This window comes from Herbaspirillum sp. CF444, assembly GCF_000282135.1.
GTDB lineage: Bacteria > Pseudomonadota > Gammaproteobacteria > Burkholderiales > Burkholderiaceae_D > Herbaspirillum.
Genome location: NZ_AKJW01000079.1, coordinates 17,993 through 42,222, shown reverse-complemented (window position 1 = coordinate 42,222; position 24,230 = coordinate 17,993). Strand labels below are relative to the sequence as shown.

At 59.6% G+C, this 24,230-nt stretch carries 23 protein-coding genes; 12 read left to right on the top strand and 11 right to left on the bottom strand.

The annotated features are described in order from the left end of the window. Positions 1–85 precede the first annotated feature (85 nt). The 4 genes from PMI16_RS18005 to PMI16_RS17995 form a co-directional block, all read right to left on the bottom strand. Positions 86–1,033 carry a DUF4880 domain-containing protein gene (locus PMI16_RS18005; RefSeq protein ID WP_007882186.1) on the bottom strand — a complete coding sequence of 316 codons (948 nt, stop codon included), beginning with the start codon at positions 1,031–1,033 and terminating at the stop codon, positions 86–88. A gap of 8 nt (positions 1,034–1,041) precedes the next feature. Further along, positions 1,042–1,563 (bottom strand): sigma-70 family RNA polymerase sigma factor, encoded by a 522-nt coding sequence (locus PMI16_RS18000; protein ID WP_007882185.1) that lies wholly within the window; start codon positions 1,561–1,563, stop codon positions 1,042–1,044. 263 nt (positions 1,564–1,826) lie between these two features. Continuing rightward, positions 1,827–1,988, bottom strand: a complete 162-nt coding sequence (locus PMI16_RS26030) for a hypothetical protein (RefSeq protein ID WP_157212689.1) — start codon at positions 1,986–1,988, stop codon at positions 1,827–1,829. A 365-nt stretch (positions 1,989–2,353) separates the two neighbouring features. Further along, positions 2,354–3,226, bottom strand: a complete 873-nt coding sequence (locus PMI16_RS17995) for a glycoside hydrolase family 16 protein (RefSeq protein ID WP_237719888.1) — start codon at positions 3,224–3,226, stop codon at positions 2,354–2,356. Positions 3,227–3,519: 293 nt separating this feature from the next. On the opposite strand from PMI16_RS17995, the gene PMI16_RS17990 reads away from it, so the two are divergent. The 5 genes from PMI16_RS17990 to groL all read left to right on the top strand — a co-directional run bounded on the left by PMI16_RS17990 (position 3,520) and on the right by groL (position 8,971). Continuing rightward, positions 3,520–4,197 carry a GntR family transcriptional regulator gene (locus PMI16_RS17990; RefSeq protein ID WP_034381162.1) on the top strand — a complete coding sequence of 226 codons (678 nt, stop codon included), beginning with the start codon at positions 3,520–3,522 and terminating at the stop codon, positions 4,195–4,197. A gap of 45 nt (positions 4,198–4,242) precedes the next feature. Next, positions 4,243–5,535: a dicarboxylate/amino acid:cation symporter gene (locus PMI16_RS17985; RefSeq protein WP_007882175.1), complete on the top strand. Its 1,293-nt coding sequence runs from the start codon at positions 4,243–4,245 to the stop codon at positions 5,533–5,535. Further along, positions 5,532–6,581, top strand: coding sequence for a threonine aldolase family protein (locus tag PMI16_RS17980; protein ID WP_007882173.1), 1,050 nt, complete (start codon positions 5,532–5,534; stop codon positions 6,579–6,581). Before PMI16_RS17985 ends, PMI16_RS17980 begins: the two co-directional genes overlap by 4 nt. A gap of 340 nt (positions 6,582–6,921) precedes the next feature. Beyond that, entirely contained in the window at positions 6,922–7,212 is a 291-nt protein-coding gene (groES, locus tag PMI16_RS17975; RefSeq protein WP_007882171.1) for a co-chaperone GroES, read from the top strand. Between the two features lie 106 nt (positions 7,213–7,318). Continuing rightward, positions 7,319–8,971: a chaperonin GroEL gene (gene groL / locus PMI16_RS17970; RefSeq protein WP_007882170.1), complete on the top strand. Its 1,653-nt coding sequence runs from the start codon at positions 7,319–7,321 to the stop codon at positions 8,969–8,971. Between the two features lie 145 nt (positions 8,972–9,116). On the opposite strand, the gene PMI16_RS17965 is transcribed toward groL, so the two are convergent. Next, on the bottom strand, positions 9,117–9,686 hold the full coding sequence (locus PMI16_RS17965) for a methylated-DNA--[protein]-cysteine S-methyltransferase (RefSeq protein ID WP_007882169.1): 570 nt from the start codon (positions 9,684–9,686) through the stop codon (positions 9,117–9,119). A 281-nt stretch (positions 9,687–9,967) separates the two neighbouring features. Here PMI16_RS17965 and PMI16_RS17960 point away from each other — a divergent pair, with 281 nt between their 5' ends. The 3 genes from PMI16_RS17960 to PMI16_RS17950 all read left to right on the top strand — a co-directional run bounded on the left by PMI16_RS17960 (position 9,968) and on the right by PMI16_RS17950 (position 12,539). Next, complete coding sequence (locus PMI16_RS17960; protein ID WP_007882167.1) at positions 9,968–11,017, top strand: methionine ABC transporter ATP-binding protein; 1,050 nt, start codon at positions 9,968–9,970, stop codon at positions 11,015–11,017. Next, positions 11,007–11,660, top strand: a complete 654-nt coding sequence (locus PMI16_RS17955; protein WP_007882165.1) for a methionine ABC transporter permease — start codon at positions 11,007–11,009, stop codon at positions 11,658–11,660. Before PMI16_RS17960 ends, PMI16_RS17955 begins: the two co-directional genes overlap by 11 nt. Positions 11,661–11,738: 78 nt before the next feature. Continuing rightward, the gene (locus tag PMI16_RS17950; protein WP_007882164.1) at positions 11,739–12,539 is read left to right on the top strand and encodes a MetQ/NlpA family ABC transporter substrate-binding protein; all 801 of its coding nucleotides are present in this window, start codon (positions 11,739–11,741) and stop codon (positions 12,537–12,539) included. 70 nt (positions 12,540–12,609) lie between these two features. Here PMI16_RS17950 and PMI16_RS17945 read toward each other — a convergent pair whose 3' ends face one another. The 3 genes from PMI16_RS17945 to PMI16_RS17935 form a co-directional block, all read right to left on the bottom strand. Next, positions 12,610–12,984 (bottom strand): hypothetical protein, encoded by a 375-nt coding sequence (locus PMI16_RS17945; RefSeq protein ID WP_007882163.1) that lies wholly within the window; start codon positions 12,982–12,984, stop codon positions 12,610–12,612. Between the two features lie 243 nt (positions 12,985–13,227). Then, entirely contained in the window at positions 13,228–14,181 is a 954-nt protein-coding gene (ylqF, locus tag PMI16_RS17940; protein ID WP_081493436.1) for a ribosome biogenesis GTPase YlqF, read from the bottom strand. 93 nt (positions 14,182–14,274) lie between these two features. Then, on the bottom strand, positions 14,275–15,735 hold the full coding sequence (locus tag PMI16_RS17935; RefSeq protein WP_272942496.1) for an MFS transporter: 1,461 nt from the start codon (positions 15,733–15,735) through the stop codon (positions 14,275–14,277). Positions 15,736–15,933: 198 nt separating this feature from the next. Here PMI16_RS17935 and PMI16_RS17930 point away from each other — a divergent pair, with 198 nt between their 5' ends. Then, positions 15,934–16,809: a LysR family transcriptional regulator gene (locus PMI16_RS17930; protein ID WP_007882160.1), complete on the top strand. Its 876-nt coding sequence runs from the start codon at positions 15,934–15,936 to the stop codon at positions 16,807–16,809. Between the two features lie 12 nt (positions 16,810–16,821). Here PMI16_RS17930 and PMI16_RS17925 read toward each other — a convergent pair whose 3' ends face one another. After that, entirely contained in the window at positions 16,822–17,763 is a 942-nt protein-coding gene (locus PMI16_RS17925) for a histone deacetylase family protein (RefSeq protein WP_007882159.1), read from the bottom strand. A gap of 276 nt (positions 17,764–18,039) precedes the next feature. Here PMI16_RS17925 and mltB point away from each other — a divergent pair, with 276 nt between their 5' ends. Genes mltB through PMI16_RS17910 form a run of 3 tightly spaced genes read left to right on the top strand, consistent with a single transcriptional unit; the run spans position 18,040 to position 22,605 of the window. Next, the gene (gene mltB, locus PMI16_RS17920; protein ID WP_007882158.1) at positions 18,040–19,191 is read left to right on the top strand and encodes a lytic murein transglycosylase B; all 1,152 of its coding nucleotides are present in this window, start codon (positions 18,040–18,042) and stop codon (positions 19,189–19,191) included. A 48-nt stretch (positions 19,192–19,239) separates the two neighbouring features. Further along, a complete protein-coding gene (locus PMI16_RS17915; RefSeq protein ID WP_007882157.1) occupies positions 19,240–21,408 on the top strand; it encodes a TonB-dependent siderophore receptor in 2,169 nt (722 codons plus the stop codon). A 15-nt stretch (positions 21,409–21,423) separates the two neighbouring features. Further along, positions 21,424–22,605, top strand: a complete 1,182-nt coding sequence (locus PMI16_RS17910) for a phosphotransferase enzyme family protein (protein ID WP_007882155.1) — start codon at positions 21,424–21,426, stop codon at positions 22,603–22,605. On the opposite strand, the gene PMI16_RS17905 is transcribed toward PMI16_RS17910, so the two are convergent. Together PMI16_RS17905 and PMI16_RS17900 are read right to left on the bottom strand one after the other, a co-directional pair. Then, complete coding sequence (locus PMI16_RS17905; RefSeq protein ID WP_007882150.1) at positions 22,602–23,015, bottom strand: RidA family protein; 414 nt, start codon at positions 23,013–23,015, stop codon at positions 22,602–22,604. The two genes, PMI16_RS17910 and PMI16_RS17905, sit on opposite strands and share 4 nt — an antisense overlap. A 42-nt stretch (positions 23,016–23,057) precedes the next feature. Continuing rightward, positions 23,058–24,029 (bottom strand): agmatinase, encoded by a 972-nt coding sequence (locus PMI16_RS17900; protein WP_007882148.1) that lies wholly within the window; start codon positions 24,027–24,029, stop codon positions 23,058–23,060. Between the last annotated feature and the right edge of the window lie 201 nt (positions 24,030–24,230).

Sequence of the window (24,230 nt, the reverse complement as noted above, 5' to 3'; positions counted from 1 at the left end):
ATCAACGCGCTTGGAGACTTGGCGAACAAACGCCAGTCGGTCACGCAGCGCAATGGGAAGGTATTTTAAAGGCTGGACGGGCCGGCTATCCCAGCGCAGAAATCGTGACCCAATAGGGAGTGACGCGCGTGACGGCAATCGGCAGACTGGCGGCCAGCGCCGTGAGGGCGTGATCGGTATCATCCAGCGGAAAGGCGCCACTGACCCTGAGTTGCGCAATGGCAGGTTCGAGCCGGATCACCCCTTTGCGATAGGGGCGCAAGGCGCCGACCACCTCCATCAGCGGCGCGTCGAACGCCGTGTAATAGCCGTCAACCCATGAACTTTCAGTACCGCGATTGGCCTGGATCGAGGCGACGGAATCCTCGGTGAACCACGTATGCTGACCCGGCTGCAATCGCGCGCTTTGCCCCTTGAGCGTCGCCAGGTCGGCAAACGCCTGCAAGGAAACCACTTCCGTGCGCTCTGCCAGAGCGCGAATCAACAGCATGCCGCTTTGCGTGCCGGTACTGCCGTGCACGGTTTCTATCGAAAATGGGCGCAGGGCTTGCGCCGCGACCCGGATCTGCAATTCGCCGCTCAACAGCCTGATCAGCCGGCGGCTCTGGTCGATCCACTGGTCGGCGGAACTGCGCGCGTTCAATGTCACGACGCTGCCATCCGCCAGGGTGTAGGTCTGACGCTCGCCGGTACCCGTATGCAGGTCGGCGCTGATGCCGCGGATCGGCGTAAATTGATTGATCAATGCGCCGGCGCCAACGCCCAGGCCGGCCAGAACGGCAATGCGCCGCAGCGTTTTGCGGCGATCCTTTTGTTGTTGCAGCGTAGTGCGCAATACCTCTGTTGTCGCACCTAGCCGGCGAGGCACGTCAAACTGGTGCACCGACTGCGTCAGATTGGCATAGGCAAGTTCGTGGCGGGGATCGGCAGTACGCCATTGCTCAAAAGCCGCGCGATCTGCATCGGAAACCGTGGGCAACTCCAGCTGGAGCATCCATTCAATCGCTTGTTCCACGATTTTTTCTTCGCTCATGTCAACACTCAAGCCAGGGGCGTAAAGCCGGAGGCCTTATAGCACTGCAAGAGTCCTTTGGCGACGTATCTTCTGGCCACGCTCGGCGAAACGTCCAGTTGCGCCGCAATCTCCGGATAGGTCAGATCATCCAGTTTGTATAACAGGAACGCCATGCGTTCACGCGACGACAGCCCGGCCAGCGCGCGATCCATGGCGCGCAATGCTTCGAGCAACAGCATCTGATCTTCCGGCGAAATTGCATACTGGTCGCTGCTGCCATGCGCCAGCGCTTGCAAGCACGCCTCTTCCAGATCACGACGACGCCACATTTCATAGACGATGCGCTGCGAGATCGTGGTCAACAATGCTTTGGGTTCGCGAATATGCTGCGTAACCGGAGCCGCCAGCAATTGCGTGAACGTTTCAGCGGCGACATCTTCGGCCGCAAACGCGTCGCCGACACTGCGTCGAAGACGCGTTCGCAACCAGCTATGGTATTCAATAAAAATGGCTTCGATATGATTGGCAGTAATTGATGATGTAGTCACAATGTCATTTCTCCCATATGCTTGCTCTCGGTCTCAATCGATGGGATCCGTGAAAAACCTGTAATAACGGTGACTGCACAAATGCGCCTGTGCCGTTCTTTTGGCAATACGGTTCCACGCCACCACACCGCTGACGCCGAGACGATCGTCCGGTCGAATTCCCTTCCAAAACCATGCTTTATAGAGCCGCTATCAGAGCCGCTATCGTTTTTGCTTTGATCAGGCGACATCCGCAAAACGGGCTTTATTTTACCTTCATCTCATTACCGCACTTTTTCTTTTGGTTTTCGCACGCCGTTGTCATCACACCCAGGTGCTACGAGCAGACCAGATCGCGAAGGCAGCCGGCATCGAATAATGCCCGGCAGCGCCATGTTGATCACGCCGATCTCTTGCTGATGGCCATCAGCAGAATGGCGTTCCATACAGGGGTCAATTCTTGGAGTGAACTCTTGGGGCCCTGCATTCCGCCAGGGATTGGCTGGCGCGCGGCGGACCCGTGTCTTGCATGGCGGGCTATGCCGCCGATAGGGACCTGTTGCCGGCAAGAGGTCCCTGCTGAGAAGGCTCGACAAGCGTATAACTTCATCGCCTGGCCTTGGGCCTGCCTCAGGGGATCACTCACCAGGGGAGGCAGTTCTGAAGGCAAATATGCTGGAGGCTGCGTTTTTGTTTCCTGGATCCGGTCGATTCCGTTTCCGGGAGTGTTGCACTTGCTGATCTGAATCCACCCACTGAGATGAGACATTCACTCGCGCTCTTCCCCCTGGAAAAATGGACATGCTGCAACTCATTGCTGAGGTTTTTGATAGACCCTGATATGTTCGATTTCCATCTGAACCGGAAAAATACTATCGTCAACCGGTCCGGCCATATCACCGCCAATAGCCAGATTGAGAAGCATGTATTGAGGAGCGTCGAAAGGCCATTCGGCTACTCCCGATTTGGGGTTTGCATAGGTGAAATAGGCATTGTTATCCACGCCTATTACCAAGCTATCCTCCGTCCAGGTCAATTGATAATCATGAAAAGCCGTACACGCATCCGCAATTTGAATCGAGCCGCTTTTTCCTCCCAAATTTTGGCCGGTCGATGCTGTATATATCGTTCCCTCAATGGACGTCGGATTTTTCCCGACTTGCTCCATGATGTCGATTTCGCCATTGGCGGGATGGGGAACGTTAGCAGTACCCAGCATCCAGATGGCGGGCCAGGTACCTATCCCGCACGGCAATTTTGCGCGTATCTCAAAGAAGCCATAAGTCCAACTCGCCTTGCCACGCGTAGTCAACCGGGCCGACGTATATTCTTGGCCGCCATAGTCTGATGCGGTCGTTAGCGATTCCTTGCGTGCCGTAATAATCAGCTTGCCGTTGCTGACGCGGGAATTCTCCAAACGCGCTTTGGCATAGTATTGCAATTCATGGTTATACCAACCCGTTGCATTCGCTTCAGTGTCATAGCGCCATTTACTTTGATCCGGCAAACCATCGGTCTCGAATTCATCCGACCATACCAATGCATATTCAGGAGGAGCATTGGAACTCATGGTGGGAACCTCGGCAGCGAGTGCAACAGATTCTTTGCCATATCCGCTCCAAAAAACTGACAAAGCTGCCATTGCCAATACCCGAAAAGCGAATGTTCTGAAAAGTTGATTCATCTTTGACTCTTTGTCCTTGCTTCGTTCCGTTCGAGTGATCGGCTAGTTGAACTGAATAGAAAAACGACTGCCGATGGTGCGGCAATCAAGGGCAATTAAGGCTAATGGAGCTTCGTTAAGCTTTGTTGTTGAATTGATGGAGATTGCGTCAATCTGTTGATTGACTCGCGGGATGTCCCCTCTCCAATCAGGAAGCGCTGAAATATCTCCCATCGCAAATATTTATTTAAGGGCCGAAAATCAACCTGCTTTAAATAATTGCCACACCACTGGTATACCAGTATTATTCCAACATGAAATCCACTGCTGCCATGACCTCCAGCCGAGACGTTGCCTACGAGAAAATCCATGAAATGATTGTTTCGGGCACTCTTGCGGCCGGCTCGCCCTTGTCCGAACGCGGCCTTTCGGAAAGCCTCGGCATCGGCCGCACGCCGGTGCGCGAAGCCATCAAGGCGTTGGCGCGGGATGGCTTGCTCGAGATATCCCCCATGCGTGGCACTTTCGTGCGGCAGTTGTCCATCGACGATCTGCGTGAGATTCACGAAACCCGCCTGGCCCTGGAAGGCATGGCGGCTTTCTTGGCCGCGGAACGCGGCCTCACCGATGAGTTGCGCCGCTGTGCCGCAGATCTGTTGCGCATCGCGGAAGAAGACCGGCAAGGGCGACTCGACGTGGCCCTGGCGCAAAAAGTCGGATGGGAATTTCACGAAGCGATGTTCCGCGCCGCCAATAATCAACGACTGCACGAGTTCTATCGCAACTTGCGTGTCCAAAACGGCCTGGCCCTGCAAAAGGTTGATGGCTATGACGCTGAACGCACGCGCGCGGCGGTGCTGGAACATCTGGAAATTTATGCCGCCATCGAAGCACGCCAACCCGCTGAAGCGCAGCGTCGCGTCTGGGAGCATCTGAGTCGTGCCTTGCAGGTCCGCCTGCGAGTGCTAACCCCCGCCGGCACTTTGAATTAAAGCGCGCGCGGCCCCATTGATCTTTTCTCTCGTCTGGAGTTCGTCATGCCGCAATCTCGTGCCAAGCGCTTCATTCCCCTGCCTTTCCAAATGCTGCTCGGCCTTGCGCTGGGAATGTTGTTCGGATTTCTGACGCCGCATCTGGCACAGACTTTGCAGCCGGTAGGTACTGCTTTTGTCCAGGCAATCAAGATGATTGTGGTGCCGCTGGTCTTCACCGCCATCACCCTGGGTATCTATCAAATGGGCAACCAGGCCAGACAACTGGGCAAAGTGTCGGCAATCAGCATGGTGTACTTTTTCGTTGCCACCATCATTTCCATCTGCATCGGGCTGGCGCTGAACTATCTTTTTCGTCCAGGACTTGACGCCAATCTGGCACTGACGGCCAAGATCCCCAAAGACATCAACGCGACCGTTGACTGGACCAAGTTCTTCCTGGAGATGATCCCTTCCAATGTCGTGACAGCCATGAGCGGCAGCAACTTGTTGCCGGTGCTTGTGTTTTCCGTATTGCTGGGTATGGCGCTGGCTTCGATAGGTCCCCGCGCCAAACCGCTGATTGACATGCTGGATGCGCTGATGGGCGCCATCTTCAAATTGACCGGCTGGATCATTGCGCTCTCGCCGATTGCGATCTTTGCGATCATCGCCTGGCTATTCGCGACACAAGGAATCGGCACCATTGTCTCCCTGGTCAAACTGGTCGGCGTGATGTATCTCGGGCTGGCGGTGTTGCTGGTGATTTTTTGGGGACTGCTCAAAGCCATTGGTGAAAAGCCGTTCAAAGTCACCCGCGATATCGGTGAGCCAATGATCCTGGCGTTCACTACACGCTCATCGGAAGCGACATTGCCGCTGCACATGGAAAAACTGGTCGGCATGGGCGTTCCCAAAGCGATCGCGTCGGTCGTACTGCCGCTCGGCTACGCCTTCAATCGCGATGGATCCATCATGTATTTCGCCCTGGCGGTCGGCTATCTCGCGGATGCTTATCATATTCCGCTGGACTGGCACACGCTGCTGTCGATCATCATCGTTACCACGCTGGCCAGCAAAGGCAGCGCGAACGTGCCGTCGGGCGGCCTGGTCGCGATTGCCATGGTACTGACGACAATAGGCATTCCGGTTGAAGCATTGGCGCTGATCGCAGGCGTCGACGCCTTTCTCGACATGGGGCGCACCGCAATCAATGTATTCAGCAATACGGTCGCAATCAAGCTGGTCATGAAGTTGGCCGGCGTTCCTTATGTAGCGGCCGATGCCGTCATTGACGAAGCATCTGCAGCATCTGCAACCATGTCCGCAGAAAACACCAATCCCAAGGAATTCGCATGATCGATTTACGCAGCGATACGGTGACGCGACCGACGCATGAAATGCTGGAGGCGATGCGCTTCGCCACGCTCAATGACGACACCCTGGAAGGTGATCCCACGGTGCGCCGCCTGGAAATTCGCGCAGCCGAACTGAGCGGCAAGAAGGATGCCTTATTCGTCGTCAGCGGCACGATGGGCAATGTGATCGCGACCCTGGCGCATGCGCGCGAGCGCGGCGAAGCCCTGGTCGACGAACAATCCCATATGGCCCGCTCGGAAGCCGGCGGCCTGTCGCATCTGGCCGGTTTGTTCTGCGTCCGCATTCCGTCTCACAAGGGAGAAATGCAGCTCGATGCCTTGCGCGAATCGATCCGTCCGGCCTTTTCCCGCTATGGATTGCCGACCGCAATGATCGCCGTCGAAACCAGCCACAATCATTCCGGCGGTTATGTCCCCAGCCTGGCCTATCTGCAACAGGTAGCCGACATGGCCCGCGCTGCCAAGGTGCCGGTCCACATTGACGGTGCCCGCGCGTTCAATGCCGCAATTGCCCTCGGCGTGCCGCTCTCGACGATTTGTGCGCATGGAGACAGCGTCAGCTTATGCCTGTCGAAAGGTCTCGGTGCACCGATGGGCTCCGTATTGACAGGCTCGGCTGATTTCATCAGTCGCGCCCGAGTCTTCCGACGCATGGTAGGCGGCGGTTTGCGACAAGCCGGCATCATGGCTGCAGCAGGTCTTGTCGCGCTGGAGACAATGACGGAACGTTTAGCCGATGACCATCGCCGTGCCCGGCATCTGTGGGAATTGCTGCGTGCTTCCGCTCCGGAGTTGGTCAATACGGACGCGCCGCACACCAATATCTTGCAGATTCATGTTCCTGCCGACAGCGCCCCTCAATGGGAGCATGCCTTCCATGCGCATGGCATTCTGGTTCGTGCAAGCAATCGCAAGAGCTTGCGCCTGGTCACGCATCGGCATATCGACGATGCGGATATTCATCAGGTTCACCAGGCCATTATTCATATACAAGGCAATATGCAAGGCAACGTGGTTCGACGCTGATCCCTCAAACAGGCAAATAAGCAGTCCTTGCAAACGTCGTACCCATCGTATTTGAGCCCCGGTTGCCGAAAACCGGGCATCAGAATCGGATAGTCCGGAGTCAAGCGGACAAAGTCCCGGCTTCAACGAATTCCGACAATCTGGCGCCTGAAACAATCCCGCCCTTGAAAAACCCCCACTCCGCCCCTATACTTAGCACTCGTTAGGGGAGAGTGCTAACAACTCCTCCTGGCCTACCCACTTTTCCGATGTGGCACGGATTTCTTGCTGCAGGGCTTAAGTACACTTTGCAGCCAATGCCGCAATTTATTTATAACTTATTGAATTTTAAGGAGTTTTCATGAGCCTTCGTCCTTTGCACGATCGCGTTATCGTCAAGCGTCTCGACCAAGAAACCAAGACCGCATCCGGTATCGTGCTGCCTGACGCAGCAACTGAAAAGCCAGATCAAGGCGAAATCCTGGCAGTCGGCAACGGCAAGATCCTGGATGACGGCAAGGTCCGTCCGCTGGCAGTCAAGGTCGGCGACCGCGTTCTGTTCGGCAAGTACTCCGGCCAAGCCGTGAAGATCGACGGCCAGGAACTGCTGGTCATGCGCGAAGAAGACCTGTTCGCCGTCGTCGAAAAATAATCGACGTCCCCTGCTTCGGCGCGGCGTGAAACGTCATGCGCCGGCAGCGAGCAATTCTGATCGAAGCTGATCAAGTCAATTCAAACGAATTTTTGGAGAATCCAACATGGCAGCAAAACAAGTAATTTTCGGCGATGACGCACGTGCAAAAATCGTCAATGGCGTCAACATCCTGGCGAACGCAGTCAAGGTAACCCTGGGTCCCAAGGGCCGCAACGTGGTTCTGGAGCGCAGCTTCGGCGCCCCGACCGTCACCAAGGACGGCGTGTCGGTTGCCAAAGAAATCGAACTGAAAGACAAGCTGGAAAACATGGGCGCGCAACTGGTCAAGGAAGTTGCCTCCAAGACTTCCGACAACGCAGGCGACGGTACCACTACCGCTACCGTGCTGGCTCAAGCGATCGTTCGCGAAGGCTTCAAGTACGTTGCAGCCGGTTTCAATCCGACCGACCTGAAGCGCGGCATCGACAAGGCCGTCACCGCCATCGTCGCTGAAGTCAAGCTGCTGGCAAAGCCAACAACGACCAGCAAGGAAATCGCACAAGTCGGTTCGATTTCGGCCAACTCGGATTCCGATATCGGCGACATCATTGCCAAGGCAATGGACAAGGTCGGTAAAGAAGGCGTCATCACCGTGGAAGACGGCAAGTCGCTGGAAAACGAACTGGACATCGTCGAAGGCATGCAATTCGACCGCGGCTACCTGTCCCCATACTTCATCAACAACCAAGAAAAGCAAGTTGTTGCGCTGGAAAACCCGTTCGTCCTGCTGTTCGACAAGAAGGTTTCGAACATCCGTGACCTGCTGCCTATCCTGGAACAAGTCGCCAAGGCCGGCCGTCCGCTGCTGATCATCGCTGAAGATGTCGAAGGCGAAGCACTGGCAACGCTGGTGGTGAACAACATCCGCGGCATCCTGAAGACTGCAGCCGTCAAGGCTCCTGGCTTCGGCGACCGTCGCAAGGCAATGCTGGAAGACATCGCTATCCTGACCGGCGGCCAGGTGATCGCCGAAGAAGTCGGCCTGACTCTGGAAAAAGCCACTCTGGCTGAACTGGGCCAAGCCAAGCGCATCGAAATCGGCAAGGAAAACACCACCATCATCGACGGCAACGGCGAAGCCATCGCCATCGAAGCACGCGTCAAGCAAATCCGCGCGCAAATCGAAGAAGCGACTTCCGACTACGATCGTGAAAAGCTGCAAGAACGCGTTGCCAAGCTGGCAGGCGGCGTTGCTCTGATCAAGGTTGGCGCAGCTACCGAAGTCGAAATGAAGGAAAAGAAAGCACGCGTTGAAGATGCTCTGCACGCAACTCGCGCAGCGGTCGAAGAAGGCGTTGTGCCAGGCGGCGGCGTTGCCCTGCTGCGCGCTCGCGCCAACGTCAAGAACCTGAAGGGCGACAACGCCGATCAGGAAGCCGGCATCAAGATCGTTCTGCGCGCTGTCGAAGAGCCACTGCGTCAGATCGTGTTCAATGCAGGCGACGAACCTTCGGTCGTGATCAACGCTGTCCTGGCAGGTACCGGCAACTACGGTTACAACGCTGCCAACGGCACCTACGGCGACCTGGTTGAGCTGGGCGTTCTGGATCCAGCCAAGGTTACCCGTTCGGCATTGCAAAACGCCGCTTCGGTTGCCGGTCTGATCCTGACAACCGACGCACTGGTTGCCGAACTGCCGGAAGACAAGTCGGCCGGCGGTATGCCAGGCGGCATGGGTGGTATGGGCGGCATGGGCGGTATGGACGGCATGATGTAATTCGGCTGCGCCTGCATTCTGCGGAATGCGGGCGCACCGGAGAGCACAGCTTTCCATGCAGCTTCACGCAGCAAAAGAAAAGGCCTCGAGCAATCGAGGCCTTTTTTATTGTGTGCAGAGTTTGCTTATCTGCCTGCTGATCAGATCAATCCGCGAACAGCAAACCCTGATTCGGATCCGGCAGCTTGCTGCGGCGCTTTTGCGGGACTGCGGTGCCAGGCTTGTTGTGCAAGGCATGTGCCCCCTCCAGCGTGAGCAGCAGCTCCTTGGCCTTGAGGCCGCCGGCGAATCCGGTCAGCTCGCCCGAGGCGCCGATCACGCGATGGCATGGCGCGATGATGGAGATGGGATTTTTGCCGTTGGCTGCGCCGACCGCACGCACCGCCTTGATGTCGCCCAGTTGCACGGCGATTTCACTGTAGCTGCGGGTTTCGCCGAAGGGGATGGTCAGCAGCGCCGCCCACACCCGCTTCTGGAAATCGGTGCCGGTGAAATCCAGCTCGACTTCAAACTGTTTGCGCTTGCCGGCAAAGTATTCGTTCAACTGGCGCTCGGTTTCGAGCAGCACCGCGCTCTCCGGGTCGGCGCGCATCTCGCCCAGCCGCACGCGCGTGGGCTTGTCGTTTTCCCACAAGATGGCCGCCAGTCGCTCTTCCCTGCCGACCAGCGTCAGTTCGCCGACGGGCGACTGCATCGTTTTGTAGACATATGCCATGAATCGCTTTCTTCCAAGACCGGATTGCCATCTTAGCGGCTGTAGCGAAATGATGCAGACGAAGCCATGCAATACATTCCCGGAAGAAACATTGGAAATACTCGCTTTTTAGCGCCATTCGGGCCGGAAAGCGCTTGGTTATGCCTTTTCCTCATTAAGGAATATGCAAAATGTAGTTCCGCCTGCAACGAAATCCTCATAAAATCACGGCTCTATATAAAAAATATAGGCAGCAGCTTGCCCACGAGGCCGATCTGCTGCCTTTTTCATTGCAAAGCAATATGATCGAAATCCAAGGGGTGACCCAACGCTTCCCGAATGGCAGCGGTACGGTTGACGCCGTACGCGACGTCAACCTGTCCATCCGCAAGGGAGAAGTCTTCGGCATCATCGGCCGCAGCGGCGCGGGCAAGAGCACGCTGGTGCGCACCATCAACCTGCTGAACCGTCCGACCTCCGGCAACATCATCCTCGACGGCAAGGACATGACCACGCTGTCGGCCGACGACCTGCGCGATGCGCGCCGCCATATCGGCATGATCTTCCAGCACTTCAACCTGTTGTCTTCGCGCACGGTGTACGACAACATCGCCCTGCCGCTGGAACTGGCCGGGCTGTCCAAAGCCGACATCGCCAAAAAAGTCGAACCGCTGCTGGAACTGGTCGGCCTGACCGCTTTGAAGGATCGCTACCCGGCGCAAATCTCCGGCGGCCAGAAGCAGCGCGTCGGCATCGCCCGCGCGCTGGCCAACGAGCCGAAAGTGTTGCTGTCGGACGAAGCCACCTCGGCGCTCGATCCGGAAACCACGCGCTCGATTCTCGAACTGCTGCGCAAGATCAACAAGGAACTCGGCCTGACCATCGTCCTGATCACGCACCAGATGGAAGTCATCAAGGTAATCTGCGACCGCGTCGCCGTGATGGAAGCCGGCCAGGTCATCGAACAGGGCGAAGTGCTCGACGTGTTCCGCGAACCCAAGCATGAAGTCACGCGCGCGCTGATCGGCGACGTGATCGCGCACGAATTGCCCAAGGGCGTGCTGGCGCGCCTGCGTGAGCGTCTGGCCAATACCAAGGATGGCGCAGGCACCGACCATCTGTTCCGCTTCGCCTTCACCGGCTCCGGCGTGGATCAGCCGCATCTGTCGGAAGCCGTGCGCCGCTACGACCTGGACTTCAACATCCTGCACGGACAGATCGATGAAATCCAGGGCCAGGCCTTCGGTTCGCTGGCGATCCTCGCCAACGGCACCCCTGAAAACATTACCAATGCAATGAATTACCTGCGTGCGCAAGGCGTCGTGGTGGAGGAGCTGAACCATGTCATCTGAACTGATCGATCTCTTTATCAGCTCCTTCGGCGAAACCCTGATGATGGTCGGTATTTCCGGCCTGCTGGGCGCCGTCTTCGGCGTGCCGCTGGGCATCGCCCTGCACCTGACCGAACGCCAGGGCATCCTGCCCAACGTCGCGTTCAACCGCATCGCCGGCCTGCTGGTCAATGCCGTGCGTTCGACGCCGTTCATCATTTTGCTGGTGGCGGTGATCCCGTTCACGCGCTTCTTCGTCGGCACCTCGATCGGCACCGCCGCGGCGATCGTGCCGCTGACGATCGCCTCGGCGCCGTTCATCGCGCGTCTGGTGGAAACCGCGCTGCGCGAAGTCGATCACGGCCTGGTGGAAGCCGCCCAGGCCATGGGGGCCACCACCTGGCAAATCATTTATAAAGTATTGGTGCCGGAAGCGTTTGCTGGTATCGTCGCGGGTCTCACGATCACCTTCGTCAGCCTGGTCGGTTACTCCGCCATGGCGGGCGCGATCGGCGGCGGCGGCCTGGGCGACCTCGGCATCCGCTACGGCTATCAACGCTTCCTGCCGGAAGTCATGCTGGCAGTGGTGCTGATCCTGATCGTATTTGTACAATTGGTGCAAACGCTGGGGGATGTCCTGGTGCGACGCCTTAGCCACCGCTAAGTCACCACTGGCCACGGCTGGGGCGTTAAAAATATAAGCAGCTATCCGCTGCCATCTTTGAAGAATGAAAGGGAAACAATGAATCGTCGTCAATTAATCCAGTTTTTCGCAGGTCTCGGTGTTGCTGCCAGCCTGGTCTCCGCTCCGGCCCTGGCGCAAGACAAGCCGATCAAGATCGGCGCCACCGGCGGCCCGCACGCTGAAATCCTGGAACAAGTGAAGAAGCTGGCCGAGAAAGACGGCCTGAAGCTGCAAATCGTTGAATTCAGCGACTACATCCAACCGAACGCGGCGCTGGCCGCAGGCGATCTGGATGCCAACAGCTATCAGCACCAGCCGTACCTGGACGCGCAAGTCAAGGATCGCGGCTACAAGCTGGTCAGCGTCGGCACCACCATCACGTTCCCGATGGGCGTGTACTCCAAGAAGATCAAGTCCCTGAAGGACCTGAAGAACGGCGCCCGCATCGGCGTGCCGAACGATCCGACCAACGGCGGCCGCGCGCTGCTGCTGCTGCAAGCACAAGGCGTGATCAAGCTGAAGCCTGATGCAGGCCTGAAGGCAACGCCGCTGGACATCATCGACAATCCGAAGAAGGTCAAGATCGTCGAACTGGACGCTGCCCAGCTGCCACGTTCGCTGGATGACTTCGACGCCGCCGCCATCAACGGCAACTTCGCCGAATCCGCCGGCCTGTCCCCCACCAAGGACGGCATCGCCATCGAAGCCGCCAAGGGTCCTTACGTCAACGTGATCGCCGTGCGCGTCGAAGACAAGGACAAGCCATGGGTCGCCAAGCTGATCAAGGCCTACCACAGCCCGGAAATCAAGAAGTTCGTGATCGAGAAGTACAAGAACTCGGTTGTGACTTCCTGGTAATCAGGACGCTGCAGTACGAAAAAGCCGCCTCATGGGCGGCTTTTTTTATGGGCGACTTTACGCGTCTCGGCTAGCGCCAGTGTCCCGGCTGTTCACGCTCGAACTTGTCTTCGGCCTCACGCAGATGCCGGATCAGGATGTGCGAAATCACATTGGTGCCGACGCCGCCCAGAAAGGCCGGCAGCAGATACAGGCAAAGCGACATTTCCGAATTGAAGAAACCGTCGTCGAGCGAAGACAAAGACGTTCTCGCCAGCCACGCCAGCTTCTTCAGCAGCACGATATCGATTCCCGCCAGCATCAGCAGCAACATGCCGAACAGCAGAACGACGGAACGCGCCAACGCCCGCTTCAACAGCATCGTGGCGAAAATGACTGCCGGCAGCACCAGCGAGAAAAAGATAAGAAGATAGAACTCGGTCTTGAGAAAAACACTATCGGCCATGGTTGCCTCGCGTAAGAAAAGTCATTGCACGCAATGGACGTCAGATCGACGCAGAATCCGCAAAAGCATGCGGAATGCTGAATACATCGCAATGTAAGGTCGATGAAGAGCGGCGAGCACGTTTTTTACAACTCATTACGGCTGCCTGCTGTCGGATACAAACCCGGCGACCACATCGCTACCTGCACGCAATAAAAAAGCCCGCCTGAGCGAGCCTTTTTTCCTGACTGGAACACGGCGCCATTATTCCGGGCGGCCGCGATTCCGTTCCGCTTCTTCCGCCTCGGCTGCGGCGAGTTCGGCAGCCTCTTCCGCAGCCGCAATCGCCAGTTCCTCCTGATACGCCGCCAGCAGTTCCGCGCGCGTCGCCGGCGTTTCCAGCGTGATGCGACCCAGCGCCCCGGTGCGGTAGTCTTGCAGGAAAGTATGCGCAGCCTTTTCATAGTCAAAGTCGCCGCCCTTGAGGCGGAAGCCGCGCTTGGCGGCCACGCCCTCCACCACCGCCACGCCGTCCATGCCTTCGGTCTTGAAACCGTAACGCGCCGCCAGCAGTTGCGGATAACGCTTGAGCAATTCATCGGCGAGGAAAGTCGCAACCTCTTCTTCGATCAGCGCATTGCTGCCGACCGCATGGCTGGCCGCCAGCATCAGACCGTCGCTGGGATGCATGATCTTCGGCCACAGCATGCCGGGAGTATCGATCAGCACCATGTTGTTGCCGAGGTAAAGACGCTGCTGGGTCTTGGTCACGGCCGGCTCGTCGCCGACGGCGGCCACACGCTTCTTGAGCAGCGCATTCATCAGCGTCGATTTGCCGACGTTGGGGATGCCCATGATCATCATGCGCAACGGCTTGAGCGGCGTGCCGCGATGCGGCGCCAATGCCAGCGCCAGCTTCGGCACCTTGGCGACGTCGCTGGGCTTCTTGCAGCTCAGGGCGACCGCGTTGACGTTCTTCTGGCTGTTGTAATGCGCGATCCAGGCTTGCGTGACGGCCGGGTCGGCCAGGTCGCTCTTGTTGAGGATCTTCAGGCAGGGACGCTGACGAAACAGACGGATCTGCTCGATCATCGGATTGCAGCTGGCCTGCGGCAGGCGCGCGTCGAGCACCTCGATGACCAGGTCGACCTTTTCCATTGCTTCCGCCGCCTTCTTGCGGGCGGCGTTCATGTGACCTGGGAACCATTGAATAGACATGCGGAATTCTTCTTTTTGCAAAATAAGCCGCTATTTTACGGCCTGCGGCCTATTTACCCTGCATTTGCACTTAAAAAGAAGCCAATCCGACGCTTATTTCGTCACTGATGCCCCAGCAGCAGAAGTCGCGGCCGAACGCGCATTGACGTAACGCAACACCAGCACCAATGCCAGCACATACACGATCGCAATCACGCCGTAAGCCAGCACGATGCGCGTGGTCCAGCCGCTAAAGGTATGCAGGATCGCACCCATCAACGCCACGCCGACCAATGCGCCGATCTGGCGATTGGCGTTCAGTGCGGCGGCGGCGCTGTTGGAATTGACCTTGCCCGCCACTTGCATCACCGCGGTGGTCATCGCAGGAATCGCCGTGCTGATGCCCAGATTGGCCAAGGCTCCCGCCACGGCGACCATCCAGTAAGGCGTCTCGGGCGTGAGCGCCATCTGCAATGCAGAAAACACCGCGCCGACCGTCAGGCCGAGGCGCAGCGGCAGACGCGGCCCCCAATGCGCCGTCATGCGTCCCGACGACAGATTGCCGATGAAGATCACCGCCATCATCGGCAGCATCTGCAAACCGGTTTGCAGGGCATCGGCGCCACGCGCCTGCTGCAGGAACAGCGCCAGGAAAAAGAACTGGCCGTACACGCCGAAATTGATCAGGAAGCCGATGCCGTTGGCCGCCGCGAACTGCGGCGTGGCGAACAAGGCGCGCGGCAACAGCGGCGCCGAACCGCTGCGTTCGCGTTGCACCAGCGTACCCAGCGCCAGCGCCACGACGATGACGGCGGTGACGATGGACATCGAGGTCCAGCCGTAGACCGGCCCCTGGATCAGCACGAAGCTCAGCGCCGCCAGCATCAGCACGCCGAGGAAATGGCTGGTGATGGTCAGCGCGCGCATGTGCTTCTCCACCGCCGGAATCATCTTGACCGCCATGAACAAACCCAGCAAGCCGACCGGCACGTTGATCAGGAACACGCTGCGCCAGCCGAACGAGTGAATCAGGATGCCGCCCACCAGCGGGCCGACCGCCGCCGCGCCGCCGACGGTGGCGGACCACACGCCCAGCATGCGGGCGCGCACACGGTCGTCTTCGTAGACATGGGTCAGCAGGCTCAGCGAACTCGGCATGAAGAACGCCGCACCCAAACCTTGCAACAGGCGTGCCGCCACCAGCATGCCGCCATTGGGCGCCGCACCGCACAGCAGCGACGCCACCACGAACAGCACCAGGCCGAGCAAGTAGATGTTCTTGGCGCCGTAGCGATCGGCCAGCGCGCCGCCGACCAGCAGCATGGCGGCGAAGCTCAGCGTGTAGCCGTCGACGATCCACACCAGCATGCTCAGCGGCGTGGCCAGGCTCTTCTCAATCGACGACAGGCCGACATTGACGACGGTCACGTCCAGCATCGCCATGACGAAGCCGATGGCGAGCGTGATCAGGGGCAGCAAGCCGGTATGCGCATGCGGCTTGGCCGCAGCGGGTGCGGCTGCAGGTATCGCTGCAGCGGCGGCAGTGGCCGCCTGCGAGGGGCATTGTGTTGACATGGGGCACTTCTCTTTCTGTGGAGGGCTGCCGACGAGCTTGTTTTTCAAGCCGGGCCAGGCAGCCGGGAATACGAGCAAGGATGCCATTCTATGCTTCTTGCACAATGCAATAAATAAGCATAAGCTCATGACTCTGATGCAAAAATGCATCATGAAAGCACCCTTCAATTCCTCCGGAAACAAGCATGGACTGGAATCATGGATTGGGATAACGCCCGTATTTTCCTGGCGATCCAGCGGGCCGGCACGCTGCGCGGCGCGGCTGAGCAATTGCAGATCGACCAGGCCACCGTCGGCCGCCGGCTCAACGCGATGGAAAAATCGCTGGGTGCGCGCCTGTTCCTGCGCACGCCGGCAGGCTATGTCGCCACGCCCGCAGGCGATCTGGCGATTGCCGCCGTGGAAAAGATGGAGCAAGCCGCCGACCAGCTGCAACGCCAGATGCAGGGCATCGACGAGCGCCTGTGCGGCGTGGTGCGCGTGGCGGCCACCGACACCATGGCCAAGCACGTGCTGATGCCGGCCATGCAACAACTGGCGGCCGAGCACCCGGCGATCCGCGTGGTGCTGACCACCTCGACGCAAGTGTCCAACCTCACGCGCCGCGAAGCCGACCTGGCCGTGCGCAGCCTGCGCCCCACCAGCCCCGATCTGATCTCGCGCCATCTGAAACGGCTTGCCGTCGGCTTATATGCGTCAAAAGCTTATCTGAAGAAGCGCGGCATACCGCAACCCGGTTCCGCCCTGGCGGGACACGACGTCGTGATTTACCAGCGCGCCATTTATGCCTCGCAAATCGAAACCATCTGCGGCGAATCGACCGCCAATGCGCGCGTGGCGATGGAAGTCAGTTCAGGCTTGATGCTGATCGAAGCGGTGGCCGCCGGATTGGGCATCGGCGAGTTGCCCACGCATATGGGGGACGTCGTGCCGCAACTGGTGCGGCTCTGGCCGGAACGTTCCGAGCCTTACGACATGTGGCTGGTGCTGCACAACGACCTCAACCGCACCGCGCGCGTGCGCGCCGTGGCCGATGCCATCGTTGCCGCCTACGACAAGCTGGAAGCTTCCTGAGTCAATTGCCCCTCAGTCGAGGTCGGCCAGCACCTTGAGATGCGCCACCACGCTGCGGCCCAGCGCCGACAGGTTGTAGCCGCCTTCCAGACAACTCACGATCCGGCCGCGCGCATATTGCCGCGCCACGTCCATGATCTGTCTGGTCATCCAGGCGTAATCAGCCTCCACCAGCGCCATCTGCCCCATGTCGTCTTCGCGGTGCGCATCGAAACCGGCCGAGATGAAGATCATCTGCGGCTGATGCGCGTGCAGGGCCGGCAGCCATTTCTCCGTCACCAGCTTGCGCACCACGTCGCCTGCGGAGTATGCAGGCAACGGCTCGTTGAGGATGTGCGGCTCGGCCGGATCGGTGCCGCTGAACGGATAAAACGGATGCTGGAAAAAACTCACCATCAGCACGCGCGGATCGTGCTTGAAGGCCTCTTCGGTGCCGTTGCCGTGGTGCACGTCGAAATCGACGATGGCGACGCGTTCCAGGCCATGCATGTCGAGGGCGTGACGCGCCGCGATGGCGACGTTGTTGAACAGGCAAAAGCCCATCGGCGTGGTCGGCGTGGCGTGATGTCCCGGCGGACGCACCGAGCAAAAGGCGTTTTCCAGCTCGCCGGCGATGACGGCGTCGGTTGCGGCCACGGCAGCGCCGGCGGCGCGCAAGGCGGCCTTCCAGCTGTGCCGGTTGATCGAGGTGTCGCCGTCCAGCGGATAGTGCGCCGCGCTGCTTTCGGCCAGTGCGGCGGCATTGTCGCGGATCAGGGCAACCGCGTCGTCGGTATGGATGCGTTCGATGTCGGCGATCTCGGCCAGCGGGGCTTCGCGGCGTTCGATGAACTGGTCGATGCGGCTGGTGATCAGTTGATCCTCGATCGCCTGCAGGCGCAAAGGCGTCTCGGGATGCCATTCGCCCATCTCGTGGCGCTGGCAATCGGCATGGGTATAGAAAGCGGTAGTCATTGTTGTCTTTTTGAATATCTGCCCGTCAGCAGGTCTCGCTCATTGTCATTGTCATTGTCATTTCCATCGCCTCAGGCTTCTCACCGGGCGCCGGGCGCCTGAATGTCGACAGTGACAACGCTAGTGTACATCCCCGAGGCGGGCGTGGCGCGGATCGCCCAGTCGTTCATGTATACTGGCTGACTTGCCTGTCAGCCGGCTTACGAGCAGCCGCGCGACGGAGCACTCCGGTTTCCCTGAATTTCCCCGAATTTCCATGACCTTTTGCGCTTATCCATGTCGATGAAACATAGCTTCCGCTTCCGTTTTCCCTCTTCCCTGCTTGGCTTGTTCGCACTTTCCCTGGCTTGCCTGAACCCGGCGGCGGCCCATGCAGAGTCGACGACGGCAAAGGCCAAGAGCAATGCCGGCAGTAAAACTGCCAAGCAAAAAGCCAAACCGAAGAAAAAAGCCGCAGAAGCCGACGACGGCGAATTCGCCAATTTCAGCCAATGGAAGGAAGTCAACGCCTTCATCGATGAAATGGTCGAGCGCAACGGCTTCGACAAGGCCGCGCTGCAAGCGGTCTTCAGCAAGGCGCGCTATCTCGACACCGCCATCCAGCTGATCAAACCCGCACCCAGCGGCAAGCCGAAGAACTGGCAAGCCTACCGCGCCCGCTTCGTCGAACCGAAGCGCATCAACGCCGGCGTCGATTTCTGGAACGAGCATGAACTGGCGCTGTCGCGCGCCGAAGCCCAATACGGCGTGCCGGCCGAAATCATCGTCGGCATCATCGGCGTGGAAACCGTCTACGGCCGCAACACCGGCAACTTCCGCGTGATGGATGCGATCACCACGCTGACCTTCGATTATCCCAAAACCGCCAACCGCGACGCGCGCATGGCCTTCTTCCGCGGCGAGCTGGAAAACACGCTGCTGTTTGCGCGTGAGTCGAATGTCGATCCGTTCTCGCTGCTGGGTTCCTACGCCGGCGCCATCGGCTGGCCGCAGTTCATGCCGAGCAGCATCCGCCAGTATGCCGTCGATTTCGACGGCAACGGCAAGATCGATCTGCGCAGTTCGCCCGTGGACGCCATCGGCAGCGTCGCCAACTTCCTCAAGATCCACGGCTGGCAGCGCGGCGAACCGACCGTGTTCCCGGCCACCGTCACCGATCCCGCCAAGGCCGCAGACCTGATCAACCAGGGCCTCGAAGCCAAGTTCTCGCCGGATGAGCTGAAAGCCGCCGGCGTCGTGCCTGGCGCCGAGCTGCCTGCCGGTCTGCGTTACGGCGTGGTCGATCTGCAGAACGGCGCGGCGCCGACCGAGCACTGGCTGGCGACCAACAACTTCTTCGCCATCACGCAGTACAACCGCAGCTATTTCTACGCCATGTCGGTCATCGACCTGGCGCGCGCCGTTCGTACCGCGCGCGGACAACAGTAAGCCGTCCTGTCCTGCCCGTATCGTCTCAAGAAAAGTAAAGCAATACCGATGAAACGTTTTTCTCCTCTCGCGATTTCCCTGACGCTGGCCGGCGCGCCGTGCGTCTTCACCACCGGCGCCCGCGCCGAAGAACCGGTTGAAGCCGGCTCGCTGCCGACCGTCAGCGTCACCGCCGAAGACGACTCCGCGCCGACGTATCGTGCACGCTCGTCGAACATCGCCGGTTTCGGCGAGACACCCTTGCTCGATACGCCCGCTTCGGTCGCGGTCGTGACCGAAGCGCAACTGAAGGACCAGCAAGCCCGCCTGCTCAGCGACGTCATCAAGAACGACGCCAGCATCGGCGAGAACTACGCACCGGTCGGCTATTACGAGAACATCAGCGTGCGCGGATTTCCGCTGGACCTGGCGAGCGGTTACCGCATCAACGGCCTGTCGGTCGTCGGCGAACAGAACATCGCGCTGGAGAACAAGGAACAAGTCGAGATCATCAAAGGCTTGTCGGGCCTGCAAGGCGGCGTCGTCAATGCCGGCGGCCTGGTCAACTACGTCACCAAACGTCCGGCCGACGTGCGCTCGGTGATGTTCGGCACCGACTCCAACGGTTCGCGCTATGCGTCGACCGATCTGGGCACGCTGTTCGGCGACCGCAAGCAATTCGGCCTGCGCGTGAACGCCGCGCACGAAGACATCAATTCCTACGTCGACAACAGCAACGGCTATCGCGACTTCGCCTCGGTGGCGGCGAACTGGGACATCACGTCCACGGCGCATTTGCAGTTCAATATCGAGTATCAGAAAAAAGCGCAAAAATCGGTCGCCGGCTATCAATTGCTGGGCGGCACAACCGTGCCGTCCGACGTGTCGCCGAGCACCATGCTCTCGCCGCAGTCCTGGGCGCAGCCGGTGCGCATCGATTCGCTCAACTTCAATACGCGCTTCGACCTCGAACTCAATGCCGACTGGCGCGCCTACGTCAACGTCGGCCGCAGCCGCGCCGTCATCGACGACTACCTGGCCTTCCCGTACGGCAGCAACGTGGCGACCAGCTTCTCGCCGACTTTCGCCGCCAACGGCGACTTCGACGTCTACGACTATCGCAGTCCCGACGACACGCGCCGCAACGACGACGGCCAGGCGGTATTGCAGGGCAACTTCAACACCGGCTTCCTCAAACATGATCTGACCGCCGGCCTGAGCATGTCGCGCCGCGTGGTCGACAAATCGGACGGCATTTCGATTCCGGTCGGCAGCGACAATATCTACGCCGCGACGCCGGCCGTCCTGCCGCCATCGGGTGCCGCCATCCCGGCGTCGTATCGCAATCTGGACAGTCGCCAGCAAGCCGTCTTCTTCACCGACCGCGTGCGGTTCAGCGATCGCTGGCAAGTGCTGGCCGGCGGACGCCAGGTCTGGCTGAAAGAAAAAACCTACGACGCGACCGGCGCCACCACGCGCGACACCGACCGCAATCAGTTCCTGCCGCAACTTGCGCTGATCTTCAAACCGCAAGCCAACATGTCGCTGTACGGCAGCTATGCCGAGACGCTGAGCATGGGCACGTCCGCCGCGTTCTGGGCCAGCAATTACCCGACCACGCTGCCGCCGTCGGTGGCGCGCCAGCTGGAAGCCGGCTTCAAATATGACTGGAGCAAGGACCTGAGCTTTACCTCGGCCATCTTCCGCATGAAGAAGGCCTATGAATATCCGCAACCGGACGCGAGCGGCACCACCTTCACCTACGTGCAGCAAGGCAAGGAAACCCATACCGGCATCGAGCTCGGCGCCTCCGGCAACGTCACCAGGCAACTGCGCCTGGCCGCCGGCGTGGCCTTCATCCAGGCGCGCGCCGACGGTACCGGCACGCCGGCCTACGACGGCAAGCAGGCGATCAATGTGCCGCGCGTACGCAGCGCAGTCTATGCCGACTACGCGCTGGCAAGCCTGCCCGGCCTGAATCTGCAAGGCAGCTGGCTGTACAGCGGCAGCAAGGCGGCCACGCGCGACGGCAGCGCCACCGTGCCGGCTTACCATATCTTCAATGCCGGCTTGCGCTACCGGACCAGCATGAGCGGCCATGCGACCACGGTGCGCCTGACCGTCGACAATATCTTCGACAAGCGCTACTGGAAAGACACCGGCGAATCGCTGGGCGACAGTTACCTGCACCTCGGTGCGCCGCGTCAGGCACGCCTGACGGTGCAATACGATTTCTGACCGGGGAGCGCCTGCATGGAAGCCGCTTCCCATCACCTGACCCGCGTCCTCAGCCACGGCATGAATGCCGATGCGGTGATTTCGGACTGGCCGGCGCTGACGTCGGCGGAAGTCGCGCGCGTACTGCGGCACTATCCGCAGGCCGGCCTTCCCACGCGTCTGGTGTGGCATAGCCCGCGACCGTTCTCGGCGGGATGCGTGATGACGACGTCGACCATGGAAGTATTCGTCAAGCGTCACCATGCCTCGGTGCGCGACGTCGACGGACTGAGCGAGGAACACGGCTTCATCAATCACCTGCGCAGCCGCGGCATCGCCGTGAGTGAAGTGCTGACCACCAGCGACGGCGCCACCGCCATCACCGACGATCACTGGACATATGAAGTGCACGGCGTCGCCTCGGGCATCGACCTGTACCGCGACGCCGTGTCATGGACGCCGTTCAGCAGCCGCGTGCACGCGCACGAAGCCGGCAAGGCGTTGGCGCGCCTGCACCTGGCGGCCGAAGACTACGCCGCGCCCGCGCGCAAGGCGCAAACGCTGGTGTCGAGCTTCACGATTTTTTCGCAGCAGGATCCGCTGCCGGCGCTGCAAGGCTATGTCGACCAGCATCCGGCCATCGGCGATTATCTGCAGCACCGCAACTGGCGTGAGGAAACGGCCGATACGTTGCTGCCCTTCCATGACAGGCTGCATCCTTACCTGGACGAGCTGACGCCGCTGTGGACGCACAATGACTGGCATGCGTCGAATCTGCTGTGGACCGACCGCAGCGCGGCAGCCGGCGTGGAAACCATCCTCGACTTCGGCCTGAGCGACCGCACCTGCGCCCTGCACGATCTGGCGACGGCGATCGAACGCAACATCATCGAATGGCTGGCGATACAAGAAATACAAGATGCGCAGGCAGGCAAGCGGAACGTGGTCCATCCCGATCTGCTCGACGCCATGCTGGACGGCTACCACCTGATCCGTCCGCTGGGCGCACGCCAATGGCTGGCGCTGGCGGCGCTGCTGCCGCTGGTGCATGCCGAATTTGCGCTGGCCGAACTGGCCTACTTCCATGGCGTCACGCGCTCGGCGAAAAATGCGTCGCTGGCCTACGACACCTACTACCTCGGTCATGCCGCCTGGTTCAACAGCGCGCAAGGACAGCGGCTGCTCGAACAAATCCGGCAGCGCGCCAAGCATTCTTAATCGGGAATGACGGCGGTCGCGTCGACCTCCACCAGGTATTCCGGGCGCGCAAACGCCGACACCACGATGCCGGTCGATACCGGAAACACGCCCTTGAGCCAACGCCCCACCACGCGATACACATCTTCACGATAGCGTGGATCGGAGATGTAAATCGTCACTTTGCAGATGTGCTCCAGCTTGCCGCCGGCTTCCTTGAGCAGCATGTCGATGTTGTACATCGCCTGTTCGGTCTGGCCTTTGACGTCGCCGATGCAAACGCTTTCCGAGGTATCCAGGTTCTGCCCGATCTGACCGCGCAGAAATACGGTGGTGCCGCGCGCGACGACGGCCTGGCACAGGTCGTTGTCGATCTTTTGTTCCGGATAGGTATCCTTGGTGTTGAATCTGCGAATGCGCGTGTGTTCCATGAGAGCCTCGGTGAAAGTGTGGGGTGAAGTGATTCGGATTGATTACGCTTTGTTCTTCTTGTCGAAATAACCGGCGCGAATGGTCGCGCCGATCAGATTGACGATCAGGCGGCCGGCGGTGACGCAAGTCAGTTTGCTGGCGTTGTCCTTGACCGGTTGAATCTCGACGATGTCCATGCCGACCACACGCCCCTTCTTCACCAGTCCGTGAATCAGCTTGCGTGCCTGCACGAAACTCACGCCGCCGGGCGCCGGGCCGTCGACGGCCGGCATGATGGTCGGATCGAGACCGTCGGCATCGATGGTCAGGTAATAGTTGCCGCCATCGGGAATGCGCGCCAGCACGGCATCCATGCCGATATCGTGCAACTCATAGGCCGAGATCAGATCGGCGCCCCAGGCTTTGGCGGCTTCGTAATCGGCCGGACGTCCGCTGCCCTGTGCGCGCAAACCGATTTGCACGATGTGCTTCACGAACGGCAGTTCGGACGCGCGGCGAATCACGCTCGACAAACCGTCGCGCACGCCATTGACTTCGTCGCGCCAGTCCAGATGCGCATCGATATGCACGATGGTCACCGGCCCCGCTTCGTCGAAACCGCGCAAGACCGGATTGGTGATGCCGTGGTCGCCGCCCAGCACGATGGGCATGCCGCCGCCGCGCAGGATCTGGCGTATCGCCAGTTCGGCGCGGCGCTGATGATCGCCGGGTACGGCAAGATCGGGCAACACGTCGCCGCAATCGACGAAGCGGATATCGCTGCGTCCTTGCAACAGCGGACCGTCGATGTCGAAATCGTAATGTTCCGGCGCGCGCACGATGCGGTCGGTCACGTCGCGGATCGCTTGCGGCGCATTGCTCTGGTCGTTGGTGAATTGACGCGGCGTATACGCGGATCCGAACGGCACGCCGAGGATGGCGATGTCCGCTTTCAGATCCGTCATGTCGGTGACCAGCTCCGAGTAAAGCAAGGTTTTGTGGCCGGTGCGTGGCGCTACGGTGAGTTGTTCCATGACCTGGGATCCTTTGGACGAGATGTAATAAACGAGAAGAAACAAGCCAATGTCCATGCAAGATCCAACGCCAGCGCATGTGCCGACACAGCCGAGTGCGTTTGACTCTAGCAAGCAATGCGGATAATAAAAAATGATTGTTTTGCAGGTATAGTCTTGAAATTCAATACCTTGCATTTCTGACCTCTACTTACCTTCCCG

Excerpts from the sequence above, each read along its gene's own strand:
- PMI16_RS18005 (WP_007882186.1), bottom strand. The coding sequence starts at position 1,033 with ATGAGCGAAGAAAAAATCGTGGAACAAGCGATTGAATGGATGCTCCAG.
- PMI16_RS26030 (WP_157212689.1), bottom strand. The coding sequence starts at position 1,988 with ATGGAACGCCATTCTGCTGATGGCCATCAGCAAGAGATCGGCGTGATC.
- PMI16_RS17995 (WP_237719888.1), bottom strand. The coding sequence starts at position 3,226 with ATGAATCAACTTTTCAGAACATTCGCTTTTCGGGTATTGGCAATGGCA.
- PMI16_RS17990 (WP_034381162.1), top strand. The coding sequence starts at position 3,520 with ATGAAATCCACTGCTGCCATGACCTCCAGCCGAGACGTTGCCTACGAG.
- PMI16_RS17985 (WP_007882175.1), top strand. The coding sequence starts at position 4,243 with ATGCCGCAATCTCGTGCCAAGCGCTTCATTCCCCTGCCTTTCCAAATG.
- PMI16_RS17980 (WP_007882173.1), top strand. The coding sequence starts at position 5,532 with ATGATCGATTTACGCAGCGATACGGTGACGCGACCGACGCATGAAATG.
- groES (WP_007882171.1), top strand. The coding sequence starts at position 6,922 with ATGAGCCTTCGTCCTTTGCACGATCGCGTTATCGTCAAGCGTCTCGAC.
- groL (WP_007882170.1), top strand. The coding sequence starts at position 7,319 with ATGGCAGCAAAACAAGTAATTTTCGGCGATGACGCACGTGCAAAAATC.
- PMI16_RS17965 (WP_007882169.1), bottom strand. The coding sequence starts at position 9,686 with ATGGCATATGTCTACAAAACGATGCAGTCGCCCGTCGGCGAACTGACG.
- PMI16_RS17960 (WP_007882167.1), top strand. The coding sequence starts at position 9,968 with ATGATCGAAATCCAAGGGGTGACCCAACGCTTCCCGAATGGCAGCGGT.
- PMI16_RS17955 (WP_007882165.1), top strand. The coding sequence starts at position 11,007 with ATGTCATCTGAACTGATCGATCTCTTTATCAGCTCCTTCGGCGAAACC.
- PMI16_RS17950 (WP_007882164.1), top strand. The coding sequence starts at position 11,739 with ATGAATCGTCGTCAATTAATCCAGTTTTTCGCAGGTCTCGGTGTTGCT.
- PMI16_RS17945 (WP_007882163.1), bottom strand. The coding sequence starts at position 12,984 with ATGGCCGATAGTGTTTTTCTCAAGACCGAGTTCTATCTTCTTATCTTT.
- ylqF (WP_081493436.1), bottom strand. The coding sequence starts at position 14,181 with ATGTCTATTCAATGGTTCCCAGGTCACATGAACGCCGCCCGCAAGAAG.
- PMI16_RS17935 (WP_272942496.1), bottom strand. The coding sequence starts at position 15,735 with ATGTCAACACAATGCCCCTCGCAGGCGGCCACTGCCGCCGCTGCAGCG.
- PMI16_RS17930 (WP_007882160.1), top strand. The coding sequence starts at position 15,934 with ATGGATTGGGATAACGCCCGTATTTTCCTGGCGATCCAGCGGGCCGGC.
- PMI16_RS17925 (WP_007882159.1), bottom strand. The coding sequence starts at position 17,763 with ATGACTACCGCTTTCTATACCCATGCCGATTGCCAGCGCCACGAGATG.
- mltB (WP_007882158.1), top strand. The coding sequence starts at position 18,040 with ATGTCGATGAAACATAGCTTCCGCTTCCGTTTTCCCTCTTCCCTGCTT.
- PMI16_RS17915 (WP_007882157.1), top strand. The coding sequence starts at position 19,240 with ATGAAACGTTTTTCTCCTCTCGCGATTTCCCTGACGCTGGCCGGCGCG.
- PMI16_RS17910 (WP_007882155.1), top strand. The coding sequence starts at position 21,424 with ATGGAAGCCGCTTCCCATCACCTGACCCGCGTCCTCAGCCACGGCATG.
- PMI16_RS17905 (WP_007882150.1), bottom strand. The coding sequence starts at position 23,015 with ATGGAACACACGCGCATTCGCAGATTCAACACCAAGGATACCTATCCG.
- PMI16_RS17900 (WP_007882148.1), bottom strand. The coding sequence starts at position 24,029 with ATGGAACAACTCACCGTAGCGCCACGCACCGGCCACAAAACCTTGCTT.